Origin of the sequence: Uruburuella testudinis, from assembly GCF_022870865.1 — a bacterium.
Taxonomy (GTDB): domain Bacteria; phylum Pseudomonadota; class Gammaproteobacteria; order Burkholderiales; family Neisseriaceae; genus Neisseria; species Neisseria testudinis.
In genome coordinates, this window is the sequence record NZ_CP091508.1 from 1,766,592 (window position 1) to 1,779,234 (window position 12,643).

General features: G+C 51.6%; 13 protein-coding genes and 1 tRNA gene. 5 read left to right on the forward strand and 9 right to left on the reverse strand.

The features are described 5' to 3' along the window. Positions 1–4 precede the first annotated feature (4 nt). The 3 genes from LVJ83_RS08085 (at position 5) to LVJ83_RS08095 (ending at position 4,168) form a co-directional block, all read left to right on the forward strand. Complete coding sequence (locus LVJ83_RS08085; protein ID WP_244784015.1) at positions 5–1,774, forward strand: sodium:solute symporter family protein; 1,770 nt, start codon at positions 5–7, stop codon at positions 1,772–1,774. Between the two features lie 83 nt (positions 1,775–1,857). Then, on the forward strand, positions 1,858–2,382 hold the full coding sequence (locus LVJ83_RS08090) for a hypothetical protein (protein WP_244784016.1): 525 nt from the start codon (positions 1,858–1,860) through the stop codon (positions 2,380–2,382). Between the two features lie 88 nt (positions 2,383–2,470). Further along, a complete protein-coding gene (locus LVJ83_RS08095) occupies positions 2,471–4,168 on the forward strand; it encodes a multidrug ABC transporter permease/ATP-binding protein (protein ID WP_244784017.1) in 1,698 nt (565 codons plus the stop codon). 12 nt (positions 4,169–4,180) lie between these two features. Here LVJ83_RS08095 and LVJ83_RS08100 read toward each other — a convergent pair whose 3' ends face one another. Next, positions 4,181–5,035, reverse strand: a complete 855-nt coding sequence (locus LVJ83_RS08100) for a ferritin-like domain-containing protein (RefSeq protein ID WP_244784018.1) — start codon at positions 5,033–5,035, stop codon at positions 4,181–4,183. Between the two features lie 374 nt (positions 5,036–5,409). Here LVJ83_RS08100 and lolA point away from each other — a divergent pair, with 374 nt between their 5' ends. Together lolA and LVJ83_RS08110 are read left to right on the forward strand one after the other, a co-directional pair. Continuing rightward, positions 5,410–6,030: an outer membrane lipoprotein periplasmic chaperone LolA gene (lolA, locus tag LVJ83_RS08105; RefSeq protein ID WP_244784019.1), complete on the forward strand. Its 621-nt coding sequence runs from the start codon at positions 5,410–5,412 to the stop codon at positions 6,028–6,030. Between the two features lie 92 nt (positions 6,031–6,122). After that, the gene (locus LVJ83_RS08110) at positions 6,123–6,290 is read left to right on the forward strand and encodes a hypothetical protein (protein ID WP_244784020.1); all 168 of its coding nucleotides are present in this window, start codon (positions 6,123–6,125) and stop codon (positions 6,288–6,290) included. 156 nt (positions 6,291–6,446) lie between these two features. Here LVJ83_RS08110 and LVJ83_RS08115 read toward each other — a convergent pair whose 3' ends face one another. The 8 genes from LVJ83_RS08115 to pheT form a co-directional block, all read right to left on the reverse strand. Continuing rightward, positions 6,447–6,908: a copper chaperone PCu(A)C gene (locus tag LVJ83_RS08115; protein WP_244784021.1), complete on the reverse strand. Its 462-nt coding sequence runs from the start codon at positions 6,906–6,908 to the stop codon at positions 6,447–6,449. A 75-nt stretch (positions 6,909–6,983) separates the two neighbouring features. Then, positions 6,984–7,388: a diacylglycerol kinase gene (locus LVJ83_RS08120; protein WP_244784022.1), complete on the reverse strand. Its 405-nt coding sequence runs from the start codon at positions 7,386–7,388 to the stop codon at positions 6,984–6,986. Between the two features lies 1 nt (position 7,389). Continuing rightward, entirely contained in the window at positions 7,390–7,779 is a 390-nt protein-coding gene (locus LVJ83_RS08125; protein WP_244784023.1) for a diacylglycerol kinase, read from the reverse strand. A 14-nt stretch (positions 7,780–7,793) separates the two neighbouring features. Continuing rightward, positions 7,794–8,750, reverse strand: a complete 957-nt coding sequence (gene gshB / locus LVJ83_RS08130) for a glutathione synthase (RefSeq protein WP_244784024.1) — start codon at positions 8,748–8,750, stop codon at positions 7,794–7,796. 581 nt (positions 8,751–9,331) lie between these two features. Continuing rightward, positions 9,332–9,408, reverse strand: a tRNA-Pro gene (locus LVJ83_RS08135). A 26-nt stretch (positions 9,409–9,434) separates the two neighbouring features. Further along, the gene (locus tag LVJ83_RS08140; protein WP_244784025.1) at positions 9,435–9,770 is read right to left on the reverse strand and encodes a hypothetical protein; all 336 of its coding nucleotides are present in this window, start codon (positions 9,768–9,770) and stop codon (positions 9,435–9,437) included. After that, entirely contained in the window at positions 9,754–10,056 is a 303-nt protein-coding gene (locus LVJ83_RS08145) for an integration host factor subunit alpha (protein WP_244784026.1), read from the reverse strand. Before LVJ83_RS08145 ends, LVJ83_RS08140 begins: the two co-directional genes overlap by 17 nt. A 76-nt stretch (positions 10,057–10,132) precedes the next feature. Beyond that, positions 10,133–12,496: a phenylalanine--tRNA ligase subunit beta gene (gene pheT, locus LVJ83_RS08150; RefSeq protein WP_244784027.1), complete on the reverse strand. Its 2,364-nt coding sequence runs from the start codon at positions 12,494–12,496 to the stop codon at positions 10,133–10,135. Positions 12,497–12,643: the final 147 nt, after the last annotated feature.

The following is a 12,643-nucleotide window of genomic DNA, read 5'->3' on the forward strand; positions in this document are numbered from 1 at the left end:
GACTATGAGCCAATTTGTGATTAACTTGATTTTCGTCGGCGCTTCTTTTGCGCTGTATTTCGGCATTGCGATTTGGGCGCGTGCCGGCTCGACCAAAGAGTTTTATGTGGCCGGCGGCGGTGTGCATCCGGTATTAAACGGCATGGCCACGGGCGCCGACTGGATGAGCGCGGCTTCGTTTATTTCGATGGCCGGCCTGCTGGCCATGAACGGCTACGGTGCGTCGGCTTATCTGATGGGCTGGACCGGCGGCTATGTGCTGCTGGCTCTGCTACTTGCCCCCTACTTGCGCAAGTTCGGCAAATTTACTGTGCCCGACTTTATCGGCGACCGTTTCTACAGCCGCACCGCCCGCTTGGTGGCTGTGCTCTGCCTGATTATCGCTTCCACCACTTATGTAATCGGCCAGATGACCGGTGCAGGTGTGGCTTTCTCGCGCTTTCTTGAAGTGAGCAGCACCACCGGCCTGATTATCGCTTCGATTGTGGTGTTATTTTATGCGGTATTGGGCGGTATGAAAGGCATCACCTACACTCAAGTGGCGCAATATGTGGTACTGATTATCGCCTATACCATTCCGGCAGTGTTTATTTCGCTCAACCTCACCGGCAACCCGATTCCGCCGCTGGGCTTTTTGAGCACGCACACCGAATCAGGCATGCCGCTGCTGCAAAAGCTCGACAGCATCATCACTGAGCTGGGCTTCACTGCCTACACGGCCGATGTGCCCAACAAGCTGAATATGTTTTTATTCACCATGTCGCTGATGATCGGCACTGCCGGCCTGCCGCACGTGATTATCCGCTTCTTTACCGTGCCTAAAGTATCTGATGCCCGCTCTTCGGCCGGTTGGGCACTGGTGTTTATCGCGCTGCTTTACACCACCGCACCGGCGGTAGGCTCGATGGCGCGGATTAACTTGGTCGACACCATCTACCCGCAAGGCACGGCGGCCGCACCGCTGGAATTTGAAGCACGCCCGCAATGGATGAAATCTTGGGAAACCACCGGTTTGCTGAAATTTGAAGACAAAAACGGCGACGGCAGAATCCAGTATTACAACGACAAATCCGCCGGCTTTGAAGCCACAGCTGCCGAGCGCGGCTGGGCAGGCAACGAGCTGACCGTTAACAACGATATTATGGTATTGGCCAACCCTGAAATCGCCAACCTGCCGTCTTGGGTAATCGGCCTGATTGCTGCCGGCGGTTTGGCTGCGGCACTCTCGACGGCGGCCGGTTTGCTGCTGGCAATTTCATCAGCCATCTCGCATGACTTGATTAAGAAAACGCTCAAACCCGATATCAGCGAAAAAGGCGAATTGCTGGCCGCGCGCATATCGATGACGGTTGCCATCATTATCGCCACCTGGTTGGGCATCAACCCGCCCGGCTTTGCAGCACAAGTGGTTGCACTGGCCTTCGGTATCGCCGCGGCTTCGATTTTCCCGGCTTTGATGATGGGTATTTTCTCAAAACGCATCAACAGCACCGGCGCAGTTGCAGGCATGCTGGCAGGTTTGATTTCCACCTGTGTTTACATTTTCCTCTACTTGGGCTGGTTCTTTATTCCCGGCACCAACAGCTTTGAAAATGTAGAAGCCAACTGGTTGTTCGGCATTTCTCCGCTCTCGTTCGGCGCAGTCGGTGCCATCATCAACTTTGTAGTCGCCTTCATCGTATCGAGCGCAGGCAAAGCACCGCCGCAAGATGTGCAAGATTTGGTGGAAAGCGTACGTTACCCGCGTGGTGCAGGTAAAGCAGTTGACCACTAAACCGTATTTTCATTAAACTCATTCGGGCTTCCTGTTACGGAAGCCCGAAATATTTAAAACAACTTAAAAATAAAAGGAATGCCATGATTTGGGAATTTGTCGCCACAGTTTCAGCCGGCCTCGGTGCCGCCGGCATTATGATGATTATCCGATTGCTGGTTAAAAAACTGCCCAAATGGCTGGTGCCTGCCGCTGCCGGTTTGGGCATGATCGGCTTTCAGGTTTACAACGAATACAGCTGGTATGGGCACACCCGCTCACTGCTGCCGGCCAGCGCGGTAGTGGTGGCCGAAGTGCCGGAAAGCACGTTTTACAAACCGTGGTCGTATGTGAAACCGCAAATATTGAAATTTGTTGCCATCGACACCGCCAAAACCGCGCCTGTCGGCAACAGCGGCCAAGTGCTGCAAACCAACCTTTACTTTTTCGAGCGCCGCATGAGCGCCCAAACCTGGCCGGTATTGATCAACTGCCAAACCGGCCTGCAAGCCAATGCGCCGCAAACCGCGCATACCAATCAAACGCAGAGTGTAGATGCTTCCGCATGGAGCAAAACCGACTACAGCGAAAAAATCGCCCAAGCCATCTGCCCGGGCAAAGCTTCGTAATCGTAAACCCGGCTGTTGCGATTTCTGCGCATTATTTTTGTTTTATCTTCATGCCGCTCTATGCTATAAAGCAGCTGTTATCCACATCATGCCGTCTGAAACCAACGTTCAGACGGCCTTAATATTTATTTTACATATGAACATCATTGCTCTTGTTTTCAAACAGCACCGCCGGGCTTTTCTGGTGATGTTTGCGCTCACCCTGCTTTCCGGCCTGCTCGGTATCGGCGTATTGGCGTTTATCAACACCTATCTTTTGCGCAGCAGCGAAGGCACGGTGCAAAGCGTGATGTGGCAGTTTGCCGCCCTACTTGCCGTTTACCTGCTGGCGGCCACTTATGCCCAAATCAAGCTATCCAAGCTCGGCCACCAATTTGTGTTTGAATTGCGCACCCGCTTGCTCAAACGCATTATGGATTCACACGATGCGCAAATCCAGCTGACCGGCAAGCCCAAGCTGCTGGCCAGCCTTTCCAACGATATCCGCAGCATCAGCATGGCCTTTGCCCGCCTGCCGGAGCTGGTGCAGGGCATCTTGTTTACACTCGGGTGCAGCGTTTATATGATTTGGCTTTCGCCCAAATTATTTATGGTAACCGCGTTAATTCTCAGCATTATGGTGCTCGGCAGCAATTATGTGGTCAAACGCGTGTATGCCAGCTTCCGTGCTATGCGCGGTTATGAAGACGAGCTTTACAGCCACTATGAAACCAGCCTCGACGGCCACAAAGAGCTTACCCTCAACCGCTATCGGGCAGAACGCTTTTACCGTGAAGCATTCAGCACCACCGCGCAACACAACCGCAATGCCGCCATCCGTGCCGACAGCTACCATGCCTTTGCCATCAACTGGGGCAACACCCTGATGCTGGCGGCAGTGGGCATTATCTTTTACCTCTCACTCTACCACCACTGGGCCGGCCTGGCCGATGCCGCCACCATCACCATGACCGTATTATTTATGCGCTCACCGCTCTCACAAGCCATCAGCGCCTTTCCCATGCTGATGAGCAGCCAGGTAGCGCTCAATGCGCTCGACAACTTAGGGCTTGCCGACTACCGCCCCGATTTCCACAGCAGCCACAACCTGCCGGCCGGTTGGCAGAGCATCCGCCTTGAAAACATCACCTATGCCTACCCCGCCCAAGGCGGCCAGCATTTTGCACTCGAGCCGGTCAACCTTACGCTCAAGCGCGGCGAAACCGTGTTTCTCATCGGCAGCAACGGCTCAGGAAAATCCACACTTTCTATGGTATTGGCCGGGCTTTACACGCCCACATCCGGCAAAATTTTTGTTGACGACGTCGAAATCACCGATGCCAACCGCGATGCCTACCGCCGGCTTTTTGCCAGCGTATTTACCGATTTTCATTTGTTTGAACAACTGGTAGACGGCCTCGGCCAAGACGTATCCGACGACATCACCGCCCAATGGCTCAACCATCTGCGCCTGAGCGATAAAGTGAAAATCGAGCAACAGCGCATTCTCAACAGCAAGCTTTCGCAAGGCCAGAAAAAACGCCTCGGCCTGCTCGCCGCCGCGCTGGAAAACCGCAGCATGCTGATACTCGACGAATGGGCGGCCGACCAAGACCCGCAGTTCCGCCGCGTGTTTTACGAAACCCTGCTGCCCTTGTTAAAACAACAGGGCTACACCGTATTCGCCATCAGCCACGATGATAAATATTTCCACCACGCCGAGCGCATTATCTCGATGAAACAAGGCAGATTGAGCGAACACAGCGCAGCCGAAGCGGTGCATGTGGCCGACGAACACAGCCGCTGAAGCAGCCCGGCCTCAGCGGCTTAATGCCTGCTGCCAGCTGCCCGTTTTCGGCGCGGCTTTCAAGCTTTGCTCGAAATCTTCCAACATCTCCAGCTCAAAGCGGCTGAAGCCTGCACGCTCGCGCGCCTCGATATTCACATAGCCGCGGAAAATAAACAAATCATAGCGGGCAATCAGCGTTCGGAACAAAGCCACCGGCTCCAACCCACGGCGGGCGCACAGATAATGATACCAATGATTGCCGATTTGTACATGCCCCACTTCATCGCGGTAAATAATGTCGAGCACGGCGCAAGTTGCCTCATCACCGCGCTGCGCCACTTTGGCGCGAATGGCCGGGGTCACGTCCAACCCGCGCGCTTCCAGCACCCGCGGCACCAGCGCCATACGCAGCAGCGGATCAAACGCCGTTTTATAGGCCATGTCCCACAAATGGTTATGCGCCTCAAAATCACCATAATCAAAACCGTAGGCATTCAGACGGCCTCTCATCAGTGAAAAATGATATGCCTCTTCTTTTGCTACCCGAATCCAGTCGGCAGTAAATGCTTCCGGCAGATTGCGGAAACGGTAAGCCGCATCCAGCGCCAGATTGATGGCATTAAACTCAATATGGCAAATCGCATGCAGCATGGCCGCATAGCCTTCGGTGGTGCTCATTTTGCGCTTTTGCACATCGGCAGGCGCCACCAAAATCGGTTTTTGCGGGCGGCCGGCAAAGCGGAAATCCAGCGCCGCAGCAGCCGGTTTGCCAACACCTCCGGCGGCGGCAAGTTTTTCAAACAACTCAGCAGCCGCACGGCATTTGGCATCGGGGTCACTTTCAAGCAAAGCGGATTCAAGCAGAGGATAAGGGTTGTAAAGCATGAGCGGCAATCATCCGAATATCGGCAGAGGCATTATTATATAGCCGTTAAACCGAATCATTCTACTATGCCGGCCTTACCCCGCGTGCATACCGTCTGTTATCAACGGGCATGGTCGCTATACCTGCATGATTTTTTGTTAAGATGCATGTAAAGCCCGACAAAAACATTCAACAAGCGATTAAATAAATGTGAAAGCCGCCGCCTGCCTATGATACAAAATCCGATACAATTCAGAATACTAACCGGCAAGCCCGACCGTTTACACAAATTATCGACTTGATTGGGGGCTTGCCTGATACACAATAACGCCTATACTGGCGCCAACGGTCGGAATACCGGCACCATCAACAACAAGAAAGGAAGGAATACTGCATGAAACAACGCACTTTGCTGAAAACCATCACTGCATTAGGCTTCTGCGCCGCCATCGGCGTTGCACAGGCCGGCGCCATTGACGCGCTGAAAAAATTCAACAGCGACACCGACGGCATCAGCGGCAATTTCAGCCAAACCGTGAAAAGCAAAAAGAAAACCCAAACCACCAACGGCGCGTTCCAAATCCAGCGCCCCGGCCTGTTTAAATGGGAATACACCCGCCCCTATAAGCAAACCATCGTCGGCGACGGCAAAACCATTTGGCTTTATGACGTAGATTTGGCGCAGGTAACCAAATCATCGCAAGACCAAACCATCGGCGACAGCCCGGCTGCCATTTTGTCGAACAAAACCGCGCTCGACAGCAGCTATTCGCTGAAAGAAGACGGCTCTTCAGGCGGCATCGATTATGTGTTGGCCAGCCCCAAGAAAAACAACGCCGGCTACCAATACATCCGCATCGGCTTTAAAGGCGACGCGCTGGCGGCCATGCAGTTGAAAGACAGCTTCGGCAACGAAACCACCATCAGTTTCAGCAATTTGAATATGAAGCCCAATCTTTCCCGCAACACCTTTAAATTTACCCCGCCCAAAGGCGTAGATGTGTTGAGCAACTGATCGCCATTCATCATCAAGTGCTTAAAACACAGGCCGTCTGAAATATTTTTTCAGACGGCCTGTGTTGTCTAGGGTGTCCTGACAATTCGTTTATGAGGGGATTTTTGTTCCTGGAAATGCAGATGCCAGGCAAAAAACGCAGCAAGATTGGACATCTTGCGAGGCTTTTTAACGCAGCAGATGCGTTTGCAGGGGCAAAAAGCACCCATAAATCGAATGGTCAGGATACCCTAGGGTGTCCTGACCATTCACAAAAGTAAACCAACAAGGCGGCGAACCGGAGACAGTACACATATATGAGGCCGGTTGGCTTGGTGTTTCAGCACCTTAGCGAAACCAGCCTCTTCTAGCTCAGGCAAACCAACGCCGTTAAGCTATTTTTGTGAAAGAATATGATTCAATTAATGTTGCTGGCATCAATGTTGGTGGTGATGATGCGCAGGCGCTTGGCTTTGCGCCGGGGTTTTGGTTTCCACCGTCACCGTTTGGGCTTTGGCGTTTTTGAATTTCAACGTCAGCGGAAATTTCTGCCCTTCTTGCAGCGGTGCTTTCAAGCCCATCAGCATAATGTGGTAGCTGCCGGGTTTCAACACCACTTCCCGGCCTTTGGGCAGCGGCAAGCCGCCTTCCACTTCGCGCATCCGCATAACACCGTTGTCGTTGATGTGGGTGTGGATTTCCACACGTTCGGCCACAGGTGTGGAGCCGCCGAGCAAAACATCATCGGTTTTGCCGTCATTTTCAAGCGCCATAAACACGCCGCCCATATTCATGCCCTGCACCGTGGTGCGTGCCCAGGCATCGTCAACATCAATGCCTGCTGCAAAAGCAGCCTGGCAAGTGCCGGCAAGCAGCAAAGCTGCCATCAGTTTCTTCATAATTCATTCCTTTGAGATGATTGTTTGCTACACAGCCTTTATACGCTTAAAGGCCGTCTGAAAGCTTGACCTGCATTAAAAAAGATTCAAACCGTATTCACGCCACAGCGACATCAGCCACAGCAGTGCCAATAATACCAGCGCCAGCGTTTGCGCCGCCGAGCCGGCATCTTTGGCGCGTTTGGCCAACTCGTTTTTGGCTGTTGAAGTATGATCTACCGCCGCTTCGATGGCCGTATTGATTAATTCTACAATCAACGAAATAAACGATGCGCTGATCAGCATCATGCGTGAAGCCGGGCCGAAATCAAACACAAACGCCAGCACCATCAGCGTGCCGTTGAGCCACACCAGCTGGCGAAAAGCGCTTTCATAGCGGTAGGCGGCGCGAAAGCCGTCTTTGGAATATCCGGCCGCATTGATGATGCGGCGCAGCCCGCGCTTGCCTTTCACTTGATTTGCATAAGAATTGTCTGTCACGTTAATCCCCTGTAAAAGCCATCAGCCATAACACCGCCAACATCGCCAGCGTGATGTATTGCGCGGCGGAGCCGACGTCTTTGGCTTTTTTGGCCAATTCGTGCTGGTCTTGCGAAGTGTGGTCCACCGCAGCTTCAATGCCGGTGTTGAGCAGCTCGATCACAATCGAGGCAAACGAGCCCAACACCAAAATCATTTTCACAGCCGTGGCAAAGCCGGCAAAACACAGCATCAGCATCAATGCACCGTGCAGCCACAATAATTGACGAAACCCCTGCTCTTCACAGGCAAAGCGCACACCGTCGGCGGAATAGCGCAAGGCATTGATAATCCGCCGCAAACCTTGCTGCCCCTTCATGCGGCGGGCGTAACTGTCGGGCTTGAGCACCATCGTTCAGACGGCCTTTACGCTTTGGCCCATGCAGCCGCGGCATCGGCAAACATGGCGGCCACATCGAAATCTTTTTGTTTCATGATTTCCTGAAAACCGGTGGGGCTGGTCACATTCACTTCAGTGAGGTAATCGCCGATGATGTCCAAACCGGCCAGCAAAATGCCGCGCCGTTTCAATTCGGGCGCCAGTGTTTCAGCGATTTCACGGTCGCGCGCACTTAATGCCTGCGCCACACCGCGCCCGCCCGCCGCCAGATTGCCGCGTGTTTCACCGTTTTGCGGAATACGTGCCAACGCAAACGGCACCACTTCGCCGCCAATCACCAACACACGCTTGTCACCCTCCACAATTTCGGGAATATAGCGCTGCGCCATGATGGTGCGCGTGTCGAGCTGCATCAGCGTTTCGAGAATGCTGCCGATATTAGGGTCTTGCGCGGTCAGGCGGAAAATGCCCATACCGCCCATGCCGTCGAGCGGTTTCACAATAATATCGCCGTGCTCGGCCAAAAAGGCGCGGACATCAGCGCTTTGGGTGCTTACCAACGTGGGCACGGTAAATTGACTGAAGTTTAAAATCGCCAGCTTTTCATTAAAATCGCGCATCGCCTGACCACTATTAAACACCTTCGCACCCTGCTGCGCCGCCAATGTCAGCAATTGGGTGGCGTAAAGATACTGCATGTCAAACGGCGGATCGGTGCGCATAATCACGGCATCAAAATCTTTCAAGGCCGTCTGAACGGCATCTTGAGCTTCAAACCAATGATGGTCGTCATCATGTTTGACACCGGCAAACGCAAACGCCGCCGCCTGCGCCACCACTTCGCCGCCGCGCACCGACAGGCCGCTGCTCAAAACATGATGCAGCCGCCAGCCGCGCGCAGCCATTTCGCGCATCATGGCATAAGTGGTGTCTTTATAGGTTTTAAACGTCGCCATCGGGTCGGCGATAAACAGCACGTTCATGGTTTTTCCTCATTTGATAACGGCGTAATCATACCCTGCTTTAAGGCCGTCTGAAAGGCATTCCTTCACAGCAGAATCATCATGGCACAGCAAGATTAAACAAAGCTCAAAAAAAGACGTAAGAGACAAAAAAGGTGCTGAAAATAGCTGAAAGCCTTATCTTGCAAAGATTTCAAGGATTCAAAGGTTTTGAATACAAAAAATGCCCTTTTTGCCGCCCAGCTCAAACAAGGTCAAAAAAGACGGCAAACAAAATGGCCGACAACAGGCGTAAGGGACAAAAAAGGTGCTATTTTTGAGAGATATTGCTCTAAGGGACATTTTAGGTACTACTAAGGCTGTTTTTAGAGAAATAATCTTTAATAAACCTAATCTTATTATCCTTTTTCATGCCTTGATGGCAACGTAATTTTTGCTTCATATCCGGCGTAAGAGGCAAAACCGGCACTTCGATGCTTGGCAAAAATATATGCTTTAGATTCAAGTAAGTTTATGCAATTAAGTTATTTTTCGACTGCCGACACAAGCCAAAAGGCAATAAAAAAACAGCTAGTGTAAGTAGCTGTTTTTAGTGTTATTTTTGGTCGGAGTGAAAGGATTCGAACCTTCGACCCCTTGCACCCCATGCAAGTGCGCTACCAGACTGCGCCACACTCCGACTCAAAGAAAGACAGGATTATAGATTCAGACGGCCTGATTAGCAAGCTTTTTTTCGATTTCCGCTAATATTTTTTGCAGTGCATCACGCACTTCATCTGCCTTTAAAGACGGATTGCCTTCTGAATCAACGGCATTGCCGTTAAACTCATCAACAAATGGCGCAAAGGTGTCTTTCAGCTTGCGCAGCTTGATGACATCGCGGCGGGTATAGCTGTTGCCGCCATAGCCTATTACCTCGGCATGCTCATGCTGCCAGCGGGCAAACTGGGTAGGATTAATCTGCACCAGCTCGCACAATTCTTCAAGGCTGAAATAGCGTTGAGCCGGAATCGGGGGCAACAGATCAACGTTGTTTGTCATAGTAATGCTCCACCATGCCTTTAAGCTTTTGGCTGGCATGGAAAGTCACCACTCGGCGTGCGGTAATCGGCACTTCTTCTCCGGTTTTTGGATTTCGACCCGGGCGCTGCGGCTTATCGCGCAACTGAAAATTGCCGAAGCCGGAAATTTTAATTTCTTCACCGCGTTCTAAAGTGGTTCGGATTTCTTCGAAAAAGAGTTCGACGATTTCTTTGGCATCGTTTTTGGTTACGTTGCTTACTTTATCTACCAGAATATCGGCCAGTTCGGCTTTAGTCAAAGTCATTGTTATTACCTTTTATTTTCAACAGGAGCTGATTATCACTAATTTACATTTAAAATTCAAGCAAATATCAGATTTTTTATTGGCGCAATTGCGCGCCTGCACTTTCGGCCGCTTTAATGAGTTTATCCATTAAAGCTTCGACCGTTTCATCGGTAAGCGTGGCTTCACTGTCTTGCAGAATCACTTTTACCGCCATACTTTTCGCACCTTCCGGCAGGCCGGCACCGCGATAAACATCAAATACGGAAATTTCCCGCACCAGTTTGCCTGACGCATGGCGTAATGATAAGAGCAATGCATCATGGCTCATTTCTTCCGGCATCACAAAAGCTAAATCGCGGCGCACAGGCTGGAACTTGGATACGGCATGATAAGTTGTTTTTTCCTTGCCGAGCACAGCAGCCATGTCGATTTCAAATACCAAAGCGGCTTGCGGCAAATCATATTTTTGCAGCCATTGCGGATGCAGCTCGCCAACAAAACCGATGGGGCGGCCTTCAAATATGATTTCGGCAGTACGCCCCGGATGCAGAGAAGGATGTAGGGCTTTGACAAACTGCACCGCCTTACCCGCCAATAAAGATTCCACATCGGCTTTGATATCGTAAAAATCAACATTGCGGTTTTTTTCGCCCCATTGCTCCGGCAAAGCGGAGCCATACAGCAAACCGCCGATCCGCTCGTTTTGAATAAACAGGCCGTCTGAAGCTTTGCTGAAAACACGTGCAACTTCAAATATGCGTACTCGGTTTTGTTTGCGGTTGAGGTTGTTTTGTAAAATTTCTACCAAACCGCCAATCAAAGTGGAGCGCATCACGCTCAATTGCGCAGCCAATGGGTTTTGCAAGCGGATGGGGTCAGCATTGTCGGCAAAATCTTTTTCCCACTGCTCGTCTACAAACGCATAGCTCACCACTTCTTGATAACCGCGCGCTGCCATTTGACGATATACATCGATACGGAGCTGTCGGGTTTCGGGCAGGGGCAACATTTTCAGACGGCCTGAAGTTTGGTCGTCAGGAATATTCTCATAACCATACACGCGGCCGATTTCTTCGATCAAGTCGGCTTCGATGCCGATATCGAAACGGAAACTGGGCGAGACTGCTTTAAAGCCGCCTTCGATGGCTATGGGATTGAGGCCGAGATGCTGTAAAATGGTTTCCACTTGTTGGGCAGACACGGCCACGCCCAATATTTTTTCGACACGGCTCAAGCGCAGGTTGACGGTATTGGCGGCAGGCAGGTTACCCACTGCTTCAACTTTTTCACCGGCCCGGCCGCCACAGATTTCCAATACCAATTGAGTGGCGCGCTCAATCGCATCTGCCTGCAAAGTCCAATCCACACCGCGCTCGAAGCGGAATGAAGAGTCTGAACCGAACCCGTATTGGCGTGATTTTCCGGCAATAATTTCGGGGGCGAACCAAGCGGCTTCCAACACAATATTTTGGGTGCCGTCTGAAACTGCGCTGCCTTCACCGCCCATCAAACCGGCCATGCTCAACACACCTTTTTCATCGGCAACCACCAACGTATTGTCAGCCAAGGTAACGTTTTTTTCATTCAAACAAGCCAATGTTTCACCATTCACCGCACGGCGCACGATGATACGGCCATTGAGCTTGTCTGCATCAAATACGTGCATCGGCTGCCCCAGCTCCAGCATCACATAATTGCCGATATCGACCAATGCAGAAATCGAACGGACTCCGCTGCGTGCCAAACGCTGCTTCATCCAATCGGGTGTGGAGGCACGGGCATCAACGTCTTCAATCACGCGGCTGATAAAACGGCCGCAATCGGCAGCAGCATCAATCTGCACAGCCTGGGTTTTCGCACTTTTTACTGAGGCCGCCTGAAACACTGCCGGCGTATTTTCACATTGGGTCAGAGCAGCAACTTCACGAGCCAGCCCTTTGATGCTGAGACAGTCGGCACGGTTGGGCGTGATTTTCAAAGTCATCACCGCGTCATCCAAATCCAGGTAATCACGGATATTTTGACCGATAGGCGCATCGGCGGGCAGAATATGCAAGCCGTCTACACCATCGTCCGGCAGGCCCAGCTCATCGGTCGAACACAGCATGCCGTTGGAAACCTGACCACGCATTTTGGTAGGTTTGATTTTGAAATTACCCGGCAACACCGCACCCGGTAAAGCACACGGCACTTTAATGCCTGCTTTCACATTCGGCGCCCCGCAAACAATTTGAATCCACTCGCCTGTGCCCGCATCAACTTGGGTAATATTCAAGCGGTCGGCATCCGGGTGTTTGTCTACCGATTTTACTTCGGCCACAACAACACCACTGAATGCAGGCGCTGCAGTTTCCACTTCTTCAACTTCCAAGCCCGCCATGGTAAGCAGGTGCGCGAAGTCATCGGCAGAAAGATTCGGATTGGCCTGGGTTTTCAGCCAATTGTAAGAAAATTGCATGATATTCTCTTTATATTTTTCAGGCCGTCTGAAACGGCAGTCATAACATTAAAACAGATTCAAGCCGTCTGAATGACCAGACAGTTGTTATACGGCAGCAAGCATTCGACAGCCAAATCAATTGTTTTAAATGCAAAAGCATAAATT

Bases quoted from the DNA above. Each gene is read 5' to 3' on its own strand.
- LVJ83_RS08085 (WP_244784015.1), top strand. From the start codon at position 5: ATGAGCCAATTTGTGATTAACTTGATTTTCGTCGGCGCTTCTTTTGCG.
- LVJ83_RS08090 (WP_244784016.1), top strand. From the start codon at position 1,858: ATGATTTGGGAATTTGTCGCCACAGTTTCAGCCGGCCTCGGTGCCGCC.
- LVJ83_RS08095 (WP_244784017.1), top strand. From the start codon at position 2,471: ATGCCGTCTGAAACCAACGTTCAGACGGCCTTAATATTTATTTTACAT.
- LVJ83_RS08100 (WP_244784018.1), bottom strand. From the start codon at position 5,035: ATGCTTTACAACCCTTATCCTCTGCTTGAATCCGCTTTGCTTGAAAGT.
- lolA (WP_244784019.1), top strand. From the start codon at position 5,410: ATGAAACAACGCACTTTGCTGAAAACCATCACTGCATTAGGCTTCTGC.
- LVJ83_RS08110 (WP_244784020.1), top strand. From the start codon at position 6,123: ATGAGGGGATTTTTGTTCCTGGAAATGCAGATGCCAGGCAAAAAACGC.
- LVJ83_RS08115 (WP_244784021.1), bottom strand. From the start codon at position 6,908: ATGAAGAAACTGATGGCAGCTTTGCTGCTTGCCGGCACTTGCCAGGCT.
- LVJ83_RS08125 (WP_244784023.1), bottom strand. From the start codon at position 7,779: ATGGTGCTCAAGCCCGACAGTTACGCCCGCCGCATGAAGGGGCAGCAA.
- gshB (WP_244784024.1), bottom strand. From the start codon at position 8,750: ATGAACGTGCTGTTTATCGCCGACCCGATGGCGACGTTTAAAACCTAT.
- LVJ83_RS08140 (WP_244784025.1), bottom strand. From the start codon at position 9,770: ATGACAAACAACGTTGATCTGTTGCCCCCGATTCCGGCTCAACGCTAT.
- LVJ83_RS08145 (WP_244784026.1), bottom strand. From the start codon at position 10,056: ATGACTTTGACTAAAGCCGAACTGGCCGATATTCTGGTAGATAAAGTA.
- pheT (WP_244784027.1), bottom strand. From the start codon at position 12,496: ATGCAATTTTCTTACAATTGGCTGAAAACCCAGGCCAATCCGAATCTT.